The organism is Micromonospora sp. NPDC049171 (assembly GCF_040648275.1).
Lineage (GTDB): Bacteria > Actinomycetota > Actinomycetes > Mycobacteriales > Micromonosporaceae > Micromonospora.
This window is the reverse complement of sequence record NZ_JBEZDJ010000020.1, coordinates 1-18,945: the sequence shown is the minus strand read 5'-3', so window position 1 is coordinate 18,945 and position 18,945 is coordinate 1. Positions and strand designations below refer to the sequence as shown.

17 protein-coding genes are annotated in these 18,945 nt (G+C 69.9%); 11 read left to right on the top strand and 6 right to left on the bottom strand.

Annotated elements, in window-relative coordinates:
• Positions 1 to 14 precede the first annotated feature (14 nt).
• The gene (locus AB0B14_RS24070) at positions 15 to 1,406 is read left to right on the top strand and encodes a nitrate/nitrite transporter (RefSeq protein ID WP_357524264.1); all 1,392 of its coding nucleotides are present in this window, start codon (positions 15 to 17) and stop codon (positions 1,404 to 1,406) included.
• Between the two features lie 206 nt (positions 1,407 to 1,612).
• On the top strand, positions 1,613 to 2,092 hold the full coding sequence (locus tag AB0B14_RS24065; RefSeq protein ID WP_357080156.1) for a nuclear transport factor 2 family protein: 480 nt from the start codon (positions 1,613 to 1,615) through the stop codon (positions 2,090 to 2,092).
• Positions 2,093 to 2,236: 144 nt separating this feature from the next.
• On the opposite strand, the gene AB0B14_RS24060 is transcribed toward AB0B14_RS24065, so the two are convergent.
• Positions 2,237 to 2,668, bottom strand: a complete 432-nt coding sequence (locus tag AB0B14_RS24060) for a nuclear transport factor 2 family protein (protein WP_357080160.1) — start codon at positions 2,666 to 2,668, stop codon at positions 2,237 to 2,239.
• Between the two features lie 173 nt (positions 2,669 to 2,841).
• Between AB0B14_RS24060 and AB0B14_RS24055 the strand changes: the two genes are divergently transcribed.
• Both AB0B14_RS24055 and AB0B14_RS24050 read left to right on the top strand, forming a co-directional pair.
• Complete coding sequence (locus AB0B14_RS24055) at positions 2,842 to 3,624, top strand: SDR family NAD(P)-dependent oxidoreductase (RefSeq protein ID WP_357080163.1); 783 nt, start codon at positions 2,842 to 2,844, stop codon at positions 3,622 to 3,624.
• Between the two features lie 78 nt (positions 3,625 to 3,702).
• Complete coding sequence (locus AB0B14_RS24050; RefSeq protein ID WP_357524261.1) at positions 3,703 to 4,239, top strand: acetyl-CoA carboxylase biotin carboxyl carrier protein subunit; 537 nt, start codon at positions 3,703 to 3,705, stop codon at positions 4,237 to 4,239.
• A 54-nt stretch (positions 4,240 to 4,293) separates the two neighbouring features.
• Here the strand turns inward: AB0B14_RS24050 and AB0B14_RS24045 are convergent, their stop codons facing one another.
• Entirely contained in the window at positions 4,294 to 5,079 is a 786-nt protein-coding gene (locus AB0B14_RS24045; protein WP_357080170.1) for an AfsR/SARP family transcriptional regulator, read from the bottom strand.
• 892 nt (positions 5,080 to 5,971) lie between these two features.
• On the opposite strand from AB0B14_RS24045, the gene AB0B14_RS24040 reads away from it, so the two are divergent.
• Positions 5,972 to 7,534 carry an FAD-binding protein gene (locus AB0B14_RS24040; protein WP_357080173.1) on the top strand — a complete coding sequence of 521 codons (1,563 nt, stop codon included), beginning with the start codon at positions 5,972 to 5,974 and terminating at the stop codon, positions 7,532 to 7,534.
• A 47-nt stretch (positions 7,535 to 7,581) separates the two neighbouring features.
• Here the strand turns inward: AB0B14_RS24040 and AB0B14_RS24035 are convergent, their stop codons facing one another.
• The 4 genes from AB0B14_RS24035 to AB0B14_RS24020 all read right to left on the bottom strand — a co-directional run bounded on the left by AB0B14_RS24035 (position 7,582) and on the right by AB0B14_RS24020 (position 12,605).
• Positions 7,582 to 8,937, bottom strand: a complete 1,356-nt coding sequence (locus AB0B14_RS24035; protein WP_357524259.1) for an acetyl-CoA carboxylase biotin carboxylase subunit — start codon at positions 8,935 to 8,937, stop codon at positions 7,582 to 7,584.
• Between the two features lies 1 nt (position 8,938).
• A complete protein-coding gene (locus AB0B14_RS24030; RefSeq protein WP_357080179.1) occupies positions 8,939 to 10,642 on the bottom strand; it encodes an acetyl-CoA carboxylase carboxyltransferase subunit alpha in 1,704 nt (567 codons plus the stop codon).
• A 27-nt stretch (positions 10,643 to 10,669) separates the two neighbouring features.
• The gene (locus AB0B14_RS24025) at positions 10,670 to 11,812 is read right to left on the bottom strand and encodes a hydrolase (protein ID WP_357080182.1); all 1,143 of its coding nucleotides are present in this window, start codon (positions 11,810 to 11,812) and stop codon (positions 10,670 to 10,672) included.
• 166 nt (positions 11,813 to 11,978) lie between these two features.
• Positions 11,979 to 12,605 carry a TetR/AcrR family transcriptional regulator gene (locus AB0B14_RS24020; protein WP_357080185.1) on the bottom strand — a complete coding sequence of 209 codons (627 nt, stop codon included), beginning with the start codon at positions 12,603 to 12,605 and terminating at the stop codon, positions 11,979 to 11,981.
• 217 nt (positions 12,606 to 12,822) lie between these two features.
• Between AB0B14_RS24020 and wrbA the strand changes: the two genes are divergently transcribed.
• From wrbA to AB0B14_RS23990, 6 genes are all read left to right on the top strand, one after another.
• A complete protein-coding gene (gene wrbA, locus AB0B14_RS24015; protein ID WP_357080188.1) occupies positions 12,823 to 13,434 on the top strand; it encodes an NAD(P)H:quinone oxidoreductase in 612 nt (203 codons plus the stop codon).
• Positions 13,435 to 13,461: 27 nt separating this feature from the next.
• Complete coding sequence (locus AB0B14_RS24010) at positions 13,462 to 14,454, top strand: DUF6081 family protein (protein WP_357524257.1); 993 nt, start codon at positions 13,462 to 13,464, stop codon at positions 14,452 to 14,454.
• Positions 14,451 to 15,815 (top strand): lipocalin-like domain-containing protein, encoded by a 1,365-nt coding sequence (locus tag AB0B14_RS24005; protein ID WP_357080195.1) that lies wholly within the window; start codon positions 14,451 to 14,453, stop codon positions 15,813 to 15,815. Before AB0B14_RS24010 ends, AB0B14_RS24005 begins: the two co-directional genes overlap by 4 nt.
• A gap of 41 nt (positions 15,816 to 15,856) precedes the next feature.
• Positions 15,857 to 16,837: an alpha/beta hydrolase gene (locus tag AB0B14_RS24000; protein WP_357524255.1), complete on the top strand. Its 981-nt coding sequence runs from the start codon at positions 15,857 to 15,859 to the stop codon at positions 16,835 to 16,837.
• A 3-nt stretch (positions 16,838 to 16,840) separates the two neighbouring features.
• Positions 16,841 to 17,809, top strand: a complete 969-nt coding sequence (locus tag AB0B14_RS23995) for a DUF6081 family protein (protein WP_357080201.1) — start codon at positions 16,841 to 16,843, stop codon at positions 17,807 to 17,809.
• Positions 17,810 to 17,922: 113 nt separating this feature from the next.
• Entirely contained in the window at positions 17,923 to 18,903 is a 981-nt protein-coding gene (locus AB0B14_RS23990) for an aldo/keto reductase (protein WP_357080203.1), read from the top strand.
• Positions 18,904 to 18,945: the final 42 nt, after the last annotated feature.

The window sequence follows — 18,945 nt, the reverse complement described above, 5'->3', positions numbered from 1 at the left end:
ACCTGGGAGGAACCATGACCACGGCCGTGCCCGACAGCATCGAGCAGGACCGGCGCAGCCGGACCCTTCGCGGACACTGGATCGACGACTGGCGGCCCGAGGACCCCGTCTTCTGGCAACGCCGGGGATCCCGCATCGCCCGACGCAACCTGATCTTCTCCATCTTCTCCGAACACATCGGCTTCTCCATCTGGACGATGTGGTCGGTCCTCGTGCTGTTCCTCGGGCCGCAGTACGGCATCGACCCGGCCGGGAAATTCCTGCTCACCGCCGTGCCCGCACTTGTCGGGTCGGTGCTGCGGATCCCGTACACCCTTGCCGTGGCCCGGTTCGGCGGCCGCAACTGGACGATCATCAGCGCGTCGCTGCTGCTGATCCCATGCCTGTTCGGCGCCTTCCTGATCCGACCCGGCGTCTCGTACTCGACGCTGGTGCTCATCGCCGCGCTGGCCGGGGTCGGCGGCGGGAACTTCGCCTCCTCGATGGCGAACATCAACGCGTTCTACCCCGACCGGCTCAAGGGCTGGGCGCTCGGCATCAACGCCGGCGGCGGCAACCTCGGCGTCGCCGCGGTCCAACTCGTCGGCCTGTTCGTGCTGGCGGTCCTGGGGGCGGCCAGTCCCGGCATCGTCGCCGGCATCTACCTGCCGGCGATCGTGCTGGCCGCACTCGGGTCCGCGATGTTCATGGACAACCTCAGCCAGGCCCGCAACGAGAAACGGGCCATGCGGGACGTCACCCGCGAACCGCACACCTGGATCATGTCGCTGCTCTACATCGGCACGTTCGGGTCGTTCATCGGCTTCGGGTTCGCCTTCGGCCAGGTGCTTCAGGTGCAGTTCGCCGACACCTTCAACACTCCGGTGAAGGCCGCGTACCTGACGTTCCTCGGACCGCTGCTCGGCTCGCTCATCCGTCCCGTGGGCGGTGTCCTGGCCGACCGGCTCGGCGGGGCCCGGGTCACCTTCGTGAACTTCGTGGCGATGGCGGCCGGCGCGTCCATCGTCCTGCTCGCCTCCCAGCAACGTTCGCTGCCGTTGTACCTGGTCGGCTTCATCGCGTTGTTCGTGTTCAGCGGCATCGGCAACGGCTCGACGTACAAGATGATCCCGGCGATCTTCCGGGCCAGGTGCGGTGTGCGGTCGACCGCCGGCGGCCCGGACGACCCGCACGACCGGGCGGCGGAGCACGAGGCCCGGCGCCTCTCCGGCGCGCTCATCGGCGTCGCCGGTGCCATCGGCGCGTTCGGCGGGGTCCTCGTCAATCTTGCCTTCCGGCAGTCGTTCCTGGCCTACCGGACAGCGGACGCGGCCTACATCGCCTTCATCGCCTTCTACGCGATCTGCTTCGTCATCACCTGGTTCGTGTACCTGCGCCCGGCACCCGGGAGACTTGAGGGCGTCTGAGGCCCGGTGTCCAGCCCAGGGCCCCGCAGCGGGGACGAGGAGGCCCGGCCGACGCGTCAGCCGAGACCGGAACCAGTTCGCCACCGCAGCTCGTTCGAGCGTCTTTCGAGCGCGGTGTGGCAGCATCGGGCTCGTCCGTGCCCGGACCACCGGCGCGTCGGCGTCAAGGGATTGCCGTGTCACGAGACAGCCGAGGAGTGATGAGCATGGCGCTCGACGAGAGCGAGTTCGACGGTCTGCGTCGCCAGCTGCGCGAGCTGAGCGATCGGTCCGAGATCACCGACCTGATCACCCGCCTGGGTGTGTGGCTGGACGGGCACTGCCTGGAGGATCCCGGTGAACTGTTCGCCGCCGATGTGGTGGCGGAGACCCCAGTCGGCCGGCAGGAGGGCTTCGACGTCGTCGTCGACGGCGCCCGGCGTGCGCACGCCGACTATGCACGGCTGCAACACTTCGTCTCGAACGTGCTGGTGGACATCGACGGCGACCAGGCCAGCGCGCGGGCGCATCTGGTGGCCGTCTTCATCTCCGCAGGAGAGCAGGCCGCTACCCGGGTGCTGGTCGGCCACTACCGCTTCGGGATCGTCCGCACCACGGTCGGCTGGCGGATCTCTCTCCTCGCCATCCTGCCGTCGTGGAGCTCGCCGGTGAGCGAGGCTGCCCTGATCCCCTCGCCCGGCGCGTAGTCGGTGTTGGTCGAACGCCAGGCCCGCTGAGGGCGGTCACTGTTCGGGGCGGCCGGGCACAGGGCCTGTGTCGAAGTCCTCGGTCGAGCCGAGGCGGAGTCCGGGCGGCGGACCGACACAGGCCCTCGCGCTCGGCGGCCCTCGTCAGAACAGCTGGTCGTGATCCACCCGGCGGTACTTGGTGAGCAGCGCGTCGTCGGCGCCGCGCACCAGAATGTCACTGACCACGCAGCTGGGCGCGATCGTCGGCGTGCCGTTCGGCCGGGTGGTGACCACCAGCGCGTAGCAGGTCGAGCGGATCGACCCGTCGTCCTGCGGCTCAACGTCGATCATGTTGAACCAGTGCCTGCGCTGCACCGGGTCGTTCTCGAACTTCTTGTGGAAATCGAACAGGTCGGCGACGATTCCGGCGCGGGTCCGCGCCGGTTCCCGACCGGGAGTGTGCCCGAACTCCGCGTCTTCGGTAAATGTCTCCGCGTACGCCTCCAGCTTGCGGTCGTCGAGCTGGCGCATCTGGCGGGCGTAGAACTGCTGCACCTCCACGTAGAGGTCGGTGAATGTGCGGGTCGGCGCCATGCGGTCCTCCGGTGCGATCGGCTCAGGAACTGCGTCCACTTCACGGTGCGGCATCCGGCTCGAAGGTCGCTCGAACGACGCCCGGCGCCCGGTCCAAGACAACCTCGATCGCCGTTCGAGCCGCACGGCCGACTCTGGGCGACGTCCGACACGTCAGCATGAATGGGGAGACCATGACGGAGAACCGGCGGGTGGCCATCGTCTCGGGAGCCACCAGCGGGATGGGCCTGGAGATCGCACGCTCACTCGCCGAGAAGGGCACCCAGGTCTATCTCTGCTCCCGACGCGACGCGGCGGTCGCCGCCACGGTCAAGGAGTTGCAGGACCAGGGGTACGACGTGGACGGCCGCAGCTGCGACGTGCGCTCCGCCGAGGACGTGGACCGGTTCGTCCGCGCGGCGGTCGACCGGTACGGATCGGTCGACATTCTGGTCAACAACGCGGGCCGCCCCGGCGGCGGAGCGACCGCGGAGATCGACGACGAGCTTTGGCTGGACGTCATCAACACCAACCTCAACAGCGTCTTCCTGATGACCAAGCGGGTGCTCAACACGGGCGGCATGCTCGACAAGGGGTGGGGTCGGATCGTCAACATCGCGTCCACCGGCGGCAAGCAGGGTGTGGTGCACGCGGCGCCGTACTCGGCGTCCAAACACGGCGTGGTCGGCTTCAGCAAGGCGCTCGGCCTGGAGTTGGCCAAGACGGGGATCACCGTCAACGCCGTCTGCCCGGGCTTCGTGGAGACACCGATGGCCGAGCGCGTTCGGGAGCACTACGCCGCGATCTGGGGCGTGGACGAAGCCGAGACGCACGCCCGTATCACCGCCCGGGTGCCGATCGGCCGCTACGTCGAGGTCCAGGAGGTGGCCGCGATGGTTAACTACCTGATCAGCGATGGGGCGGGGGCGGTCACCGCGCAGGCTCTCAACGTCTGCGGCGGGCTCGGCAACTACTAGGGCCTGCGCGAGCCATCGCCGGTATGCCGACAGCATCGTCCATCCGCACGTGATCAGAATCTCGAGAGAGGCACAGCCATGTCCCAGGACACCGCGGACCCGACCCGGATGCCCGCCGGCGAGGACGCCAACGGGCCGGAGTCCCCGGCCGTCTCGGACATCGAGGCTTCGTTGGAACTGGTCCGGACCAACGCCTTGCAGCTACTGAAGGGCTTCAGCCACGCGCCCAGCGTGTTGCGGATCCGGGCCGGCGGGGTGACCGTCGAGGCGGAGTGGCCCACCGGGCAACCGCTGCCGGCCCATCCGATCACGCTGCCGACCGCCACGGCGCCGTCCGTAGCGACGCTGGACGGTCCGGTGGTGCCGGCGGGCGTCGAGGTGCGCGCGCCTGCGGTCGGCGTGCTGTTTCATTGCCCGTCGCCGGGTGCCGCGCCGTTCGTCAAGGTCGGTGACCGGGTGGAGGCTGGCCAACAGATCGGGATCGTCGAGGTGATGAAGCTGATGATCCCGGTGAACTCGGCCTGCGCCGGCACCGTGACCGCGGTTCTCAAGGGCGACGGTGACGCCGTGGAGTTCGACGAGCCGCTGTTCCGGATCGACCCGACCGGGTCCTGAATCCGGTGACGCGGGCGACCGGCACGGCAGCGCGCCGGCGGCCGCCCGCGCGGTTCAGGCGACGGCGGGGTACCGGCGGGCGCTGCTGCTCTCGCCCTGCAGGACCGCGAGTTGCAACCGCTGCATCTCGATGGTCGGCTCGACACCGAGCTCCCGATCCAGGATCCGGCGTAGGTCCTGATAGGCCTGCAGGGCCTCGGCCCGCCGGCCGGACTCGAAGAGCACCTCGATCAAATGAGCATGGAACGACTCGTTCAGGGGGTGCGCGGAGACCAGGGAGCGCAGTTGCGGCACGAGCTCGAGGTGGCGCCCGAGACTCCTCTCGGCCGTAATCCGTAGGCCGACCGCCTGGATCCGCAACTCGTCGAGGTGAGCCACTCGCCCGCCCAACACCTCGCCGATAACCAGGCCGGCGAACGCCGGCCCTCGCCACAGCGCCAATCCGGCGTTGAGATAGTCGACCGCCTGCTGGGGGTGGCCCTTTTCGAGCAGTTCACGCCCGCGGCGCACGGACTGAATGAAGACGTTGACGTCAATGTCGTCAGGGTGCACCTGAACGCCGTATCCAGGTGGCCGGGTGACGACGATGTTCCTATTGCCGTCGACCATTTCCCGGGTCAACATGCGGCGCGCGTGATAGATGTAGGTCTGCAAAGTCGTCACGGCACTCCGTGGCGGCTTCTCGCCCCACAGCTCGGCGATGATCGTGTCGACGCCAACATTCTCCGGGCACTGCACCAGCAACAGCGCAAGCACCTGGCTGGTCTTCGAAGCATTGACCGAGAAAGACGATCTTTCGCCGGTGACGATCTCCATCGGTCCCAGAATCTTGAACTGCACGTCACACTCCCCGTGTGTGTCATGTAGGCGACTATGCGGAGGGCCGCAGGCAAGTGATCTGCCACAGAGCCGCTACGGACAGATACATCGATGTGTTCGTATTCCCTGGATGGGCCCTGACGAGCCTCTAACCAAACCCGGCGTCGCTGATCAAAACTCCCGCGTGCCCCCCGCGTCGGGCCATGCCCCCTGCCCGCGCCTGGCGATCCGCCCTGGCCGCGTAGCGGAAATCATTCCGCTTACAGCTACGAGGGGTAATTTTACACAGCCGCTCCGTCATCGCAATGGGGCATCCGCATCCGCCCCAGCGGGCGTCGGAAATTTCCGGTTAACAGATTGTTTCAGCCGCGCAGCCGCGCTGGACACACCGGTCAATTCACCCTTTCGTACTCAGCGCTGTGATGAAGTGCACATCGACTTGAGGCCCTTCTAATGCGGATATTCGACATGGGGAATAACTGCCGAGCCGCGCGGACCGCGGCCGAAGCCTGGCGCGAAAGTCGCATATCCAACAGTCAACCGACGGGATCCCTCAGGATCCGACCGGACCAACGCCGATCCCCGCACGAATCCGCCATTCGGCCGACCCTTTGACAGCTGAGTGACGATGCCCGGCCTTGATCGAATTTATTACACTGGCGGATGCACGGGGGGATTCGTCCGCAGCCGTGGAGTGCGCTCGTTCCGGCCGCGGGGTTCTTTTGTTTTGAAATCTTTCTGATCTGTTTCTTTGCGGTGCGGATCGGACTGCTTCCCGTGCGTACCAGCGCCCTCGGCGCTCCGCACATCCGCCGGCGCAGTGTGGCGCCGGCTCAGCTGTCCAGGAAGGACTGGAATGGCAACAATCAGTAGAAGAGGACTCCTTGTCGGCGCAGCCGCGGCGACAGGTGCAATGACGGCCGGAGTGGGTGCCGCGGCGGCCCTGGCGGATGAGCAGACCGACCCCGCAGTCCCGGCGGCCCGCGTCGTGACCCCGGGCGACGCCCGCTACCCCGACGTGGTGGTCGGCAACAACCAGCGCTTCGTCGCGGCACCCGAGGCGGTCTTCCTCGCCGGCTCCACGCAGCAGGTGCTCGACGCCGTCCAGAAGGCCGTGCGGGCCGGCAAGCGGATCTCCGTACGCAGCGGAGGCCACTGCTACGCCGACTTCGTCTACCACTCGTCCACCAAGGTCATCATCGACATGTCGGCGATGAACGCCATCGGCTACGACCAGACCCGCAACGCCTTCGCCATCCAGCCGGGCGCCCTGTTGGGCCAGGTCTACGAGACGCTCAAGAAAGGTTGGAACGTCACTCTGCCCGGCGGGGTGTGCCCGACCGTGGGCATTGGGGGGCATGTCGCCGGCGGCGGCTACGGCCTTCTCTCCCGGCGCTACGGAGTGGTCGCCGATCACCTGGAAGCCGTCGAAATGGTGGTGGTCGACAGGCTCGGTGTCGCCCGGGTCGTGGTTGCCTCGCGCAACTCGGCCGACGTCAACAGGGACCTCTGGTGGGCTGCCGCAGGCGGGGGCGGCGGCAACTTCGGCATCGTGACCAAGTACTGGTTCCGCTCGGTCGGCGCCAGCGGGACCACTCCGGGCCAGCAACTGCCGCAACCCCCGGCCGAGGTGCTGGTCAGTTCGCTGCCGGTCGGCTGGCCCACGCTGACCCAGGAGGCTTTCACCACACTGGTCCGCAACTTCGGCACCTGGTACGAGCGCAATGCCGACCCGTCCTCGCCGTACACGGCACTGTCCGGTGCAGCGTTCATCACCCACCGGTCGGCCGGCGGCTTCGGCCTGGTGACTCAGATCGACGCGGCGGTGCCGGACGCCGCCCGGATGCTCGACGAATACCTCGCCGCCATCACCCAGGGCACCGGCATCGTCGCGCCGTACCCACCCCGCAGGCTGCGCTGGCTGGCTGCCACCCGCTTGATCGGCACCAGCAACCCGGCGACCATGCTGGATCCCACGATGCGCAGCACGGTGAAGTCGGCGTACATGAGGAAGGGCTTCACCGACTCGCAGATCGCGGCGCTGTGGCGCGGCCTGACCCGCACGGACTACGCGAACCCCAACGCCACGGTGCAACTGACCGGCGTGGCTGGCGGCAGGGTGAACTCACTGTCCGAGACGGCCACGGCCTACCCGCACCGCAACGCGAGCTTCCTGACGCTGTTCGAGAACTTCTGGATGGATCCCTCGCAGGATGCCGCGCACGTCGGTTGGCTGCGCGACATCTATCACCAGACGTTCGCGGAGACCGGTGGCTACCCGGTGCCGAATCTGCAGACCGACGGTTGTTACATCAACTCACCGGACATGGACATTCGTGACCCGGCCATCAACCGCTCCGGGCTGCCCTGGTCGACGCTGTACTACAAGGGCAACTACGCGGGCCTGCAGCGGGCGAAGGCGCGCTGGGATCCGCTGAACACCTTCCGTCACTCGCAGTCGATCGAACTGCCGTGAGCAACGGCCGGCCGGCGCACCGAGGCGCCGGCCGGCCGACGCGGTGGCTACGGGTGCTCCTCGCCGAGCAGTTCGTCGACCAGGGAGGTGGTGTGTCCCGCGGAACGGAACCGAGGGTCGTTCAGAACGGCGGCGAGGAACTCCTGGGTGGTGCTGACTCGCGGGCCGCGTACCCGGAACTCGGCGAGCGCACGACGCATCCGCTCAATGGCCTCATCCCGGTGCGGCGCCCAGATCACCAGCTTGGCCAAGAGGGAATCGTAGTTGGGCGGGATCCGGTAACCCGGGTACACGTGGGTGTCGACCCGGACGAAGGCGCCGCCGGCCGGCACGAACTCGTCGACAGTTCCCGGGGTGGGCGCGAAGTTCTGCGCCGGGTCCTCGGCGTTGATCCGGCACTCGATCGACACGCCGCGGCGGTGCACGTCGTCCTGAGTCATCCTCAGCCGCTGGCCCGCCGCGATCAGGATCTGCTCACGGACCAGATCCACGCCGGTGACCATCTCGGTCACCGGATGCTCGACCTGGATCCGGCAGTTGACCTCCATGAAATAGAAGGAGCCATCCGGGTCGACCAGGAACTCGAAGGTCCCCGCGCCGACGTAGCCGGCCGCCAGAGCACCCTGCACCGCAGCCTGCCCCATCCGCTCGGCCAGGCCGTCCGGCAGGTTGGGCGCCGGCGTCTCCTCGATCAGCTTCTGGTGACGTCGCTGCACCGTGCAGTCCCGCTCCCCCAGGTGTACGGCGTTGCCGTGGCCGTCGCAGAGGACCTGTATCTCGACATGACGTGCCTTGGCGAGATAGCGCTCCACGTAGACCCGGCCGTCCCCGAACAGCATCTGTGCGGTGGCCTGGGTGCGCCGGAAGGCGTCGACGAACTCGGCCGCACCGTGCACCACCTGCATGCCGCGTCCGCCGCCGCCCGCCGCCGCCTTGATGATGACCGGAAAGCCGATCGTCGAGGCCAGGTCCCGCGCGGCCTCCGCGTCGAGCGGGTCGAGGCTTCCCGGCAGCAGCGGCAGGCCGGCACGGGACATCAGGGCTCGCGCCGAGGTCTTGTCACCGAGGACCGCCATGACCGACGCCGGCGGCCCGATAAGGGTGATGCCAAGCGCCTCGCACGCGTCGGCGAAGTCCGGTGACTCGGACAGGAACCCGTAGCCGGGATGGATGGCGTCGGCTCCGGTCTGGTCCGCCGCCTGCAGCACAGCAGCCGCGTTGAGATAGCTCTGGGACGGTGGCGGCGGGCCGATTTGCACGGCTTCGTCGGCAAACCGGACCACTGTCGACTCGCGGTCGGCGGTGGAGTGCACCGCCACCGTGGGAATGCCCATCTCCCGGCAGGTTCGAGCGACCCGAACGGCGATCTCGCCCCGATTCGCGATCAGAATTCTGCGGAACATATCAGTGCGCCTCTTCGCTCATCGTCCGCAGCTCGGCCTCGATCGTCACGGCCGAACCGAACTGGCGGAACCGGGCCCGGCGGTCGATGCCCAACTCCCGACGGCTCAGTTGGCTGAGCCCGTACAGGCTGTGCCGCAACGCGGCGCCCAGCCGGTCGGCGGCGAGCAGCCGATCGGCCCCGGTGCCACCGGCGGGTTCCGGGATCACGCCGTCGACGACGCCCAGCCGCAGCAACGTTCGGGCGTCGAGGCCCAGCGCGCGAGCGGCCTCCGGTGCTCTGGCGGGGTCCTTCCAGACGATCGCCGCGCACCCCTCCGGGCTGATCACGGAGTAGACGCCGCTGGCGAAGATCAGCACCCGGTTCGCCACCGCCAGCCCGAGGGCGCCACCGCTGCCACCCTCACCTATGACGACGCTGACCACCGGAATGGTCAGCGCGGCCATCAGGCGCAGGTTTTCCGCGATCGCCACCGCCTGCCCCTGCTCCTCGGCGTCCGCGCCGGGGTAGGCACCGGGCGTGTCCACAAGCGTTACCACGGGCACGCCGAGCTTCTCGGCGAGGCGCATCAACCGCGCCGCCTTGCGGTATCCGGCCGGCCGGGGCATCCCGAAGTTCCGCCGAATCAGTTCGGTGGAATCGTGGCCCTTCTGCTGACCGATCACCATGACCGGTCGGCCGTCGAGCCAGGCGAGCCCACCGACGACCGCCGGGCACTCGCCGGAGATCCGGTCGCCGTGCAGCTCCAGGAAATCCTCGAAGATCATCGAGAGGTAGTCCAGAGTGGTCGGCCGTTGGATGTCGCGCGCCTCGCCGACGCTGCGCCACGGGTCCTGCTCCGACAACTGCTGGTGGGAGCGGATCACCGGATCGGCCACCTCGGGCGCGGTCGGCTGCTGCGGGCCGGCACCGACCCGTAACAGGCGACCGAGTGCCAGCCGCAACCGACGACGCTCGACGATCATGTCGATGAAGCCTCGGTCGAGCAGGAACTCGGCCGTCTGGAACTCCGGCGGCAGCTGTTGGTGGATGGTCTGCTCGATCACCCGACGACCGGCGAATCCCAGCCGCGCGCGAGGCTCGGCGACGATCACGTCGGTCAGCGTGGCGAACGACGCGGCGACGCCGCCGAAGGTCGGGTCGGTGATGAGCGCGATGGTGAGGATCCCGGCCCGGTCCAGCTCACCGAGTGCCGCGCTGGTCTTGGCCATCTGCATCAGCGACAGCGCGCCCTCCTGCATCCGTGCCCCGCCCGAGGCGGTGACGATCAGCAGCGGCGTACGCTCCACCAGCGCGGTCTCGGCCGCCAGGGTGATCAGCTCGCCCACCGCGGTGCCCAGGCTGCCGCCGAGGAACCGGAAGTCCATCACCGCCATGACCACCGGGCTGCCGCCGATGAACGCCCGCGCGCAGAGCACCGCCTCGTTGAGACCGGTCCGCCGGCGTGCCTGGTCCAACCGAACCGAGTAGGGCACGGTGTCGGTGAAGCGCAGTGGATCGTTGCCTGTCACTTCGAGCGGCAGCAGTTCGTAACGGCCGTCGTCGGCCAACTGGGTGAGTCGTTGCTCGGCGGTGAGCGGCAGGTGCACCTGGCACTCGGGGCACACCCGGGCGTTGCGGTGCAGGCGCTTGCCATAGACCGGCACGTGGCAGCCAGGACAGAGCACCCAGTCCGCACTGCTCTCACGCGCGATGGTTCGGGTCATCGTCGTCCCCCTCTGCTTCGTCCAGCTTCAGATCTTGAAGACCTGGGTTGCGTACGCCGCGGCGGCGGGCTCGAACTGCACGGCGATGTGGCTGGCGGCGCTGTTGACGTCGCGCCACACCCGCTGCACGGGGCTACCGGTGGTGTGTCCGGAGGTGCCCGCCGCGCGGAACAACCGGTTCACCGCCGTGACCGTGGTCTCCATCGCCAGCGAGCAGTCCCGCAGGTTGCGGCTGACCTCGAACGGCGTGATGCCGGCGCCCTGGTCGGCGACCTGCGCGGCCCGCCGTACCAGTAGCTCGGCGGCATCGATCTCGCCGCTGGCCCGCGCCAGGACCAGGTCGTACGGGCCGCGCTCGATGGCCGGCGCGCCGGGCCGGGCGGCCGCGCCGCGGATCTTGTCGCCCACATATGCGGTCCACGCCCGCTGGGCGCCGCGGGCGGCGCCCAGCACGGGTGCCACGAACGACAGTCCGTTGACCGCCAGCAGCGGAACCACGTGGCAGGCGGCGGTGGAAGCCGCGGGCGTACCGGTGAAGAGGTTCTGCCTTTCGAAGGAGCGCGCCTCGGGCACCACTGTCGCCTCGAGGGTCACCGTGTTGCTACCGGTACCGCTCATTCCGACGTTGGACCAGGTGTCGGCGATCTGGTAAGCCGAGCGCGGGACCGCGAACATCCGAGCCGCCTCCGGCCCGTCGGCCGGTACCCGGGCGCAGAGCAGGGCCCAGTCGGAGAAGTCGACGGCGCTGATGTACGGCCAGGCGCCGGAGACCTGCCAGCCGCCACTCACCCGCTGCGCCGTACCGGTCGGCGCCAGCGACCCGACGACCACCGCGCCGGGACCGGTGGCCCAGACCTCGGCCTGCCCAGCGGCGGGCAGCAGGCCGGCCATCCGGCCGAGGTTGGCCACCAGGGACGCACACCAGGCGGTCGCCGCGCACGACTGCCCGACCCGGGCGACGGCCTCGCTCAGCTCGGTGAAGGTTCCTTCCTTGCCGCCGTGCGCGGCGGGCACGAAGTGCGCCGCGAAGCCGCCGGCGCGCAACGCTTCCACGACGTCGCCGGACAGCCGGCGCTCCGCCTCGGACTGCGACGCGCAGCGAGCCGCGACCACGGCGAGATCCTCGGCGTCGGCGATGAGATCGGTGGGGCTGGGCGATGGAACGAGCATCCTGTTGGCCTCCTCGTCGGTGCGGACCGCGGTCGGCAGGCGGATGCGGCGACGTGGCCGACCGGGCCCGCGCCCGCCCGACGACCATGGCGCGGCGCGGTCGAAGACCGCTCGACCAAGGCTGGAGGGTGGCTCGACGCGGGAGCGGGACGGCCGGCGGAGACGCTCAGAGGTTGAGGCGCAGCAGGTCGTCGAGACCGCTCTTGAGCACGTCGGTGCCGAGGCCGCGCTCGCGCAGCTGGTAACTGATCAGGGTGGCCGAGACCGGCGCGAGCAGCGCGGCCGCGACGTAGTGCGGGTCGACGTCGGGGCGAGCCTCGCCGAGCAGACTGGCCAGGTGGGTGTGGTAGACCATGTACGGCCCGCTGCGATATCGCGCCACCGGCGAGCTGGTCTCGGTGACCAGCAGCATTTCCAGCTGCGCCTCCACCCGGTCCACCAGGGCGTGCAGGAAGGCGTGGATCCGCTCCCCCGCCGACGCGCCGGGGCCCAGCGGCGGCGGGCCCTGCAGGAAGGCGGCCTGGAAACTGGCCTCCTCCTCGTCGAGCAACGCGAAGATCAGTCCGGCGCGGTCGCCGAAGCGGCGGTAGGCGGTGCCGGTGCCCACTCCCGCGGCCCGGGCCACCTCGTCGAGGGCCAGCGCCTTGACGCCCTCGGTGGCGACGATGCGCGTGGCGGCGTCGAGCATCTTGCGGCGGTTGCGGGCGGCGTCGGCGCGTTCGATTCCCGGTTGTCCCGCGATCGACAGTGTCGCGGGGACCGGCGCCGATGCCGCCTCCGACTCTCCAACCACCTGACGTCCTCTCTCCCGCGGCCACACCCCCGGCAGCCGGTTGCGCCCGTCCGCCCATTCTGCCGTGACTGCGCCGTCGCGGCAGTGTACGCAGCCCTTTTGCGGGTGGAGGCCAGCGGCGCTGCGGTCGTTGCAATCGGAAACCTTTCCGGATAGCCTCCTGGCTAAGTGGAAGAGCTTCCGCTTAGCTCGTCTTTCGCGAAGGGTCCCATCACCCATGACTGCCAAGGTCGCCGTCATCTACTACTCCTCAACCGGCAACGTCCACGCGCTCGCCGAGGCCGCCGCCGAAGGTGCCGCCAAGGCCGGCGCCGAGGTGCGCCTGCGTCGGGTCACCGAGCTCGCCCCCGAGGCGGCCATCGACCACAACCCCGCCTGGCGCGCCCACCTGGAGGCCACGGCCGACGTGCCCGTCGCCACCCTCGACGACCTGGAGTGGGCCGACGCGTACGCGTTCGGCACGCCGACCCGCTACGGCAACGTGTCCGCTCAGCTCAAGCAGTTCCTGGACAGCACCGGGCCGCTGTGGGCGACCGGGAAGCTCTCCGGCAAGGCGGCCACCGGCTTCACCAGCGCCGGCAACATCCAGGGCGGCAACGAGTCCACACTCCTCGCGCTCTACAACACGATGCACCACTGGGGGTGCATCATCGTTCCACCCGGCTACACCGACCCGAGTGTCTATGCCGCACACGGCAACCCGTACGGCACCGGCAACGCCGCGTCCGACGACGGCCCCAGCGAGCAGGTCCTGGCCGCCGCCAGCTACCAGGGCAACCGGCTCGCCACGATCAGCGCGCAACTGCTGCGCGGCGCCGTCCCCGCCTGACCGTCCCATCGGGGAGGAGACCCGGCGATGACCGACGTGACTCAGCACGAACAGGTGTGGGACGACTTCCGCAACGGCTTCGACAGCACCGGGCCCGGCAGCCGGTGGTTCCACACCACGGCCGGCCCGCACGTCGCCGACGACGGGGTGGTCACCACCTCCGCCGACGGACTGCAGGTGGTTTCCGGTGGGCGGCACCCGGGCACCGCGGAGCCCGCCTTCACCCGCACGGTGCCGCCCGAGCCCGCCGACGGCGCCGGCCTGCCCGGCGTCCTCGACCACGTGAAGTGGCTGGTCTACGCCCAGCACCAGGCGAGCACCGGGCTTCCCGGCTTCGACGCGACGCCGGGGCGGGTGCTCTCCTGCTCGGCGACCTTCGGCGGGCGCACCTACGGCACCGGCGGTCACCCGTTCGGCGCCGAGGTGGCCGACCCGGACGACGATCTGCGTCTGGCCACCGCCGCGATCAACGCGTTCGACGCGGAGACCTACGTTGTCTTCGACTTCTTCCTGACCAACAAGCGGGTGTACGCGTTCTACGAGCGGTTGCCGTTCGCCCGGGACACCCTCGGGGACTACGCGGCGTTCTCCTACGGCGTCCCGGTCGCCGATCGGACGCCGGACGACGAGCACCGCGTCGAGATCGGCTACGACCGGTTGGCCGGCACCGCCCACTGGCTGCTCGACGGGCACGAGGTGTTCCGAGTCGACCGGATCGGACACCATCTGCCCGGCCGGCGGCACCTGGTGCTGGACCACGGTGGCACCGAGACGACCGCCCAACCGCGTCAGCTGAACTTCGGCATGGGGCTGTTGAGCCTGCTCGACGGCACGGCACCCGGCCATTCTCCGCACGGGCTGGCCCGGCTCTCCGGCGTGCCCGGCTTCTATCTCGACCCCATCTCGGGCGGGCCACAGAAGTTCGCCGACGAGCACAGCCACGCCGAGAGCCGCCTCTTCGGCCAGGGGGCCGAGCTGCGGGTGCGGCGGTTCACCATCACCGAGGCGACGCCCCGGTGAACTCACGGGACGTGCTCGGCACCTGGGAGCTGCTCTCCTATGTCGACGTCGTGGGCGACGACGTCCGGCCAGGGCCGCTCGGTGATCATCCTCGCGGGCTGCTGGTCTACACCGCCGACGGCCACATGTCGGTCAGCATGATGCGCACCGGCCCGGCGCCCGAGAGCACCGGGCCGGACGACCAGGTCGAGACGTTCATGGGCTACGCCGGCACCTGGCGCGCCAGCGGCTCGGAGATCCGCCACACGGTTCTGGTCAGCGCCCACTCCCGAATGGTCGGCTCGGAACTCGTCCGGCATGCCGCGCTCGATGGCGACGTCCTCACCCTGCACGGCACCTCGCCGGTCAACGGCCGGCCCCGCCGCCGCCGGCTCGTCTGGCGCCGCACCACACCGACTCTCTCCAATACCGTAGAAAGGCACGTCACCATGAAGGCACTCGTCGCACCCTCGTACGGCCCGATCGACCAGCTCACCCTCGCCGAGCTGGCCAAGCCGGCACCCGGGCCGGGCCAGATCCTGATCAAGCTGCGGGCGGCAGCGCTCAACCCGCTCGACGTCAAACTCGCCACCGGAGTGATGCGCGAGATGATGCCGGTGTCGCATCCCTTCGTGCTGGGTCTGGACGCGGCCGGCACGGTCGAAGCGGTCGGCGAGGGCGTCACCCGGTTCTCCCCCGGTGACGAGGTGGTGGCGTTCACCCACCCGGTCGCCGGCGCGGTCGCGGAGTACACGTTGGCGCTGGACGGCCCCGAGGTGGTGGCCCGACCGGAGACGCTGGACCCGGTGGACGCCGCCGCTCTGCCGGTGGCCGCGATGACCGCGGCCGGCATCGTCGAGCAGGCCGGCCTGAACAGCGGTGACTCGCTCCTGGTGGTCGGCGCGACTGGTGGTGTCGGCTCGTTCGTGGTTCAGCTCGCCGCCCAGGCCGGTGTCCGCGTGGTGGCGACCGCGCCGCCGTCGGACGCCGACTACGTGCGTGGCCTCGGTGCCACGGCGACCATCGACTACACCTCCGCCGACACGACCGAGGAGGCGCTGCGCCACGTTCCCGGCGGCGTCGACGTCGCCGTCGACCTGATCAATGCCGGTCCCGGGCTTGCCGGCACCGCGGCCGCCGTCAAGCCCGGAGGGCTGCTCATCTCTCCGGCCGGTGGTCCGCCGGTCTTCGACCGTGAGGTGCGCGCCACGTACGCGCACATCGAGGCCACCGACGGCCGGCTGCAGCGGATCGTCGAGGCGACGGCGTCGGGTGAGCTGCGGGTCGAGGTGAGTGCCCAGTTCCCGTTCGCCGAGGCGCAGCGCGGTGTCGCCGAGTTCGCCGGCAAGCACACCCGGGGCAAGGTCGTCATCACCTTCTGACAGTTTCCCACCACGGCGCCCGAGAGGCGAGGAGACCCACGGTGTACGACTTCGCCACCGACCTGGCCGACCGGCTGTCCGCGTTGCCCCGGGTTGACTACGCCGATCTGCCCGCCACCCGGGCGGCGTTGCGTGCGGCGGTGGCCCATCACCGGCCGTACCAGCCGTCTCGGCCGGTCGAGGTCGGCGACCGGCTGGTTCCCGGGCCGCCGGGCGCCCCGCCGGTCGCCGTCCGGGTCTACCGGCCGGATGCCGACCGGCCGCAGCCCGCGCTGATCTATCTGCACTGGGGCGGCTTCGTCACCGGAGACCTGGAAACCGTGCACCAGACGTGCCTACGGCTGGCCGACCGGATCGACGCCGTGGTGGTCAACGTCGGCTACCGCCTGGCCCCCGAGCATCCGTTTCCGGCGGGGCTCGAGGACTGTTACGCGGCGCTGGAATGGCTTGCCAAGGAAGGCGCGGGCCTTGGCGTCGACACCGGGCGCATCGCGGTCGGCGGGGAGAGCGCCGGTGGTGGCCTCGCCGCGGCGCTCGCCCTCGCCGTACGCGATCGTGGCGGCCCGGCGCTGCGGCTGCAGTGCCTGCTCTTCCCCGCGCTTGATGACCGGCTGGAAACGGTGTCCGCACGCGCGTTCACCGACACCCCGATGTGGGATCGGCACAACGCGCAGGTGAGCTGGCGGTATTACCTGGGCGACGCGGCCGGGGGCGACGCGGTCGACCCGCTGGCGGCGCCCGCTCGCGCCGACGACCTCAGCGGGCTACCCCCGGCGTACGTGCTGGCCTGCGAGTACGACCCGCTCCGCGACGAGGCGCTGACCTACGCACACCGGCTCATCCAGGCGGGCGTGAAGTCCCGGATCGGCTACCACCCGGGCACCTTTCACGCGTGCATCGCGCTCGGCGACACCGCCACCGCTCAGCAGATCCTCACCGAGCAGGAATCGTGGCTGCGCGACGGCCTGCACTCCCGACCGGCTCCGCACCCGCGACCGGGCGTGCCCGGCGGAAAGGCATGACCGATGACCGTGTGGGACGACTTCAACGACGGCTTCCGGACCGAGGGTGCCGACGCGCGCTGGGCCTACTACCGCCTCGGCGACTACGTCGGTGACGACGCCGAGGTGTCCACCTCGGCGGAGGGTCTGCGGGCGGTGTCGCCCGGTCGGCACCCGAGCACCGGCGAACCGGCGTTCACCCGGACTCTTCCGCAGGAACAGGGACCGGAGGCGGTGCCGGGCGCCCTCGATCACGTGAAGTGGCTCGCCTACCCCAACCATCTGGCGTCCAGCGGCCACCTCGGCTTCGACGCCGATCCTGGCACCGTGCTCTCCTTCGAGGCGTGGCTGTCCGGGCGCACCTACGGCACCGCGGGTCACCCGTTCGGCGCGGCGGTCGCCGACCCGGACGACGATCTGCGCCTGGCCTCGGTGGCCATGCCGGTCCTGGACACCGAGACCGCCATGGTCTTCGACTTCTTCCTGACCAACAAGCGGGTGTACGTCTTCTACGAACGCCTGCCGCACGCCCGACACGAGCTCGGTGACTACGCCGCGTTCCTCTACACGGTGCCGGTGGCGTCACGCCAGCCCGACGACGAACATCATCTGGTCATCTCCTATGACCGGGCGGCCGGCACGGTCCGGTGGCAGCTCGACGGCCGCGAGGTCTTCGCCGTCGACCGTCTCGGCTACCACCTGCCCTCGCGTGAGCACCTGATGCTCGATCACGGAGGCAAGGAGACTCGCACCGAACCTCGGCAGCTCGCCGGCGGCCTGGGGCTGTTCACCATCCTCGACGGCGCACTGCCCGGGCACGACGCGGCCGGCCTGGTTCGGCTCACGCCCGCCGCCGGGCACTACCTCGACCCGGTCGGCGGCGGCGCGCAGCGCTTCACCGACGAGCAGAGCCAGCCGGAGAGCCGCCTTTTCGGCCAGGGCGCCGAGCTACGTGCCCGCCGCTATCTCGTGTCACAGACACCGTCCGCCTGAACTCGGCCCCCCGTATGGTCGAGACGGGGCCCCCGGGACGACATCGCCAGGCGACACCGGCGCGTCCCGAGGGCCCCAGTCCGTTGTCATCTCCTTATTGGAAGGAATCGCGGATGCATAACCGCGTGCTCGGCCAGAACCTGACCACCTCCGCTCTCGGCCTCGGCTGTATGGGCATGAGCGAGTTCTACGGTGACCGCAACGACGTCGAGTCGGTCGCCACGATTCACCGGGCGCTGGAGCTCGGCGTCACCCTGCTCGACACCTCCGACATGTACGGCCCGTTCACCAATGAGGAGTTGATCGGCAAGGCCATCGCCGGCCGCCGGGATCACGCGGTGGTCGCCACGAAGTTCGGCGTGGAACGGCGCCCCGAGGATGGCTATTTCGGCATCAACGGCCGCCCTGACTACGTGCACCGGGCCTGCGACGCGTCGCTGCGCCGGCTCGGGGTGGACCACATCGACCTGTACTACCAGCACCGCGTCGATCCACAGGTGCCGATTGAGGAGACCTGGGGCGCGCTGGCCGAGCTCGTCGCGGCGGGCAAGGTGCGCCACCTCGGTATTTCCGAGGCCTCGGCGGACCTGGTGCGGCGGGCGCACGCCGTACACCCGGTGACCGCCGGACAGTATGAGTACTCGCTGTTCAGCAGGGAGCCGGAGACCGAACTGCTGCCCACCCTGCGCGAGCTGGGCATCGGGCTGGTGGCGTACTGCCCGCTCGGGCGAGGGCTGCTGACCGGCGCGATCACCGACCTCACCCAGCTGGAGGCCGACGACTACCGGCGCGGTACGCCCCGCTTCCAGGGCGACAACCTGCGGCACAACATGGAGCTGGTGGCCCGGGTGCGCGAACTGGCCACCGCCAAGGGCGTCACCGCCGCCCAGCTGGCACTCGCCTGGGTGCTCAGCCGCGGCCCTGACGTGGTGCCGATCCCCGGCACCAAGCGACGTCGCTACCTGGCGGAGAATGTTCAGGCGCTCGACGTCGAGCTGACCGAGGCCGAGCTGAACGCGATCGACGCGGCCACGCCGCCCGGCGCGGCGGCCGGCGGCCGCTACCCGGAGCAGCCGCCGCTGGCGCGCCGCTGACCACGAACGTCGGCCGGGTACGGGGGCTGCCCCCGTACCCGG

What these genes read in the sequence shown, in the direction of transcription:
- AB0B14_RS24030 (WP_357080179.1), bottom strand. Translation starts at nt 10,642, where the DNA reads ATGACCCGAACCATCGCGCGTGAGAGCAGTGCGGACTGGGTGCTCTGT.
- AB0B14_RS24040 (WP_357080173.1), top strand. Translation starts at nt 5,972, where the DNA reads ATGACGGCCGGAGTGGGTGCCGCGGCGGCCCTGGCGGATGAGCAGACC.
- AB0B14_RS24070 (WP_357524264.1), top strand. Translation starts at nt 15, where the DNA reads ATGACCACGGCCGTGCCCGACAGCATCGAGCAGGACCGGCGCAGCCGG.
- wrbA (WP_357080188.1), top strand. Translation starts at nt 12,823, where the DNA reads ATGACTGCCAAGGTCGCCGTCATCTACTACTCCTCAACCGGCAACGTC.
- AB0B14_RS24065 (WP_357080156.1), top strand. Translation starts at nt 1,613, where the DNA reads ATGGCGCTCGACGAGAGCGAGTTCGACGGTCTGCGTCGCCAGCTGCGC.
- AB0B14_RS23995 (WP_357080201.1), top strand. Translation starts at nt 16,841, where the DNA reads ATGACCGTGTGGGACGACTTCAACGACGGCTTCCGGACCGAGGGTGCC.
- AB0B14_RS24060 (WP_357080160.1), bottom strand. Translation starts at nt 2,668, where the DNA reads ATGGCGCCGACCCGCACATTCACCGACCTCTACGTGGAGGTGCAGCAG.
- AB0B14_RS24035 (WP_357524259.1), bottom strand. Translation starts at nt 8,937, where the DNA reads ATGTTCCGCAGAATTCTGATCGCGAATCGGGGCGAGATCGCCGTTCGG.
- AB0B14_RS24025 (WP_357080182.1), bottom strand. Translation starts at nt 11,812, where the DNA reads ATGCTCGTTCCATCGCCCAGCCCCACCGATCTCATCGCCGACGCCGAG.
- AB0B14_RS24055 (WP_357080163.1), top strand. Translation starts at nt 2,842, where the DNA reads ATGACGGAGAACCGGCGGGTGGCCATCGTCTCGGGAGCCACCAGCGGG.
- AB0B14_RS24010 (WP_357524257.1), top strand. Translation starts at nt 13,462, where the DNA reads ATGACCGACGTGACTCAGCACGAACAGGTGTGGGACGACTTCCGCAAC.
- AB0B14_RS24050 (WP_357524261.1), top strand. Translation starts at nt 3,703, where the DNA reads ATGTCCCAGGACACCGCGGACCCGACCCGGATGCCCGCCGGCGAGGAC.
- AB0B14_RS23990 (WP_357080203.1), top strand. Translation starts at nt 17,923, where the DNA reads ATGCATAACCGCGTGCTCGGCCAGAACCTGACCACCTCCGCTCTCGGC.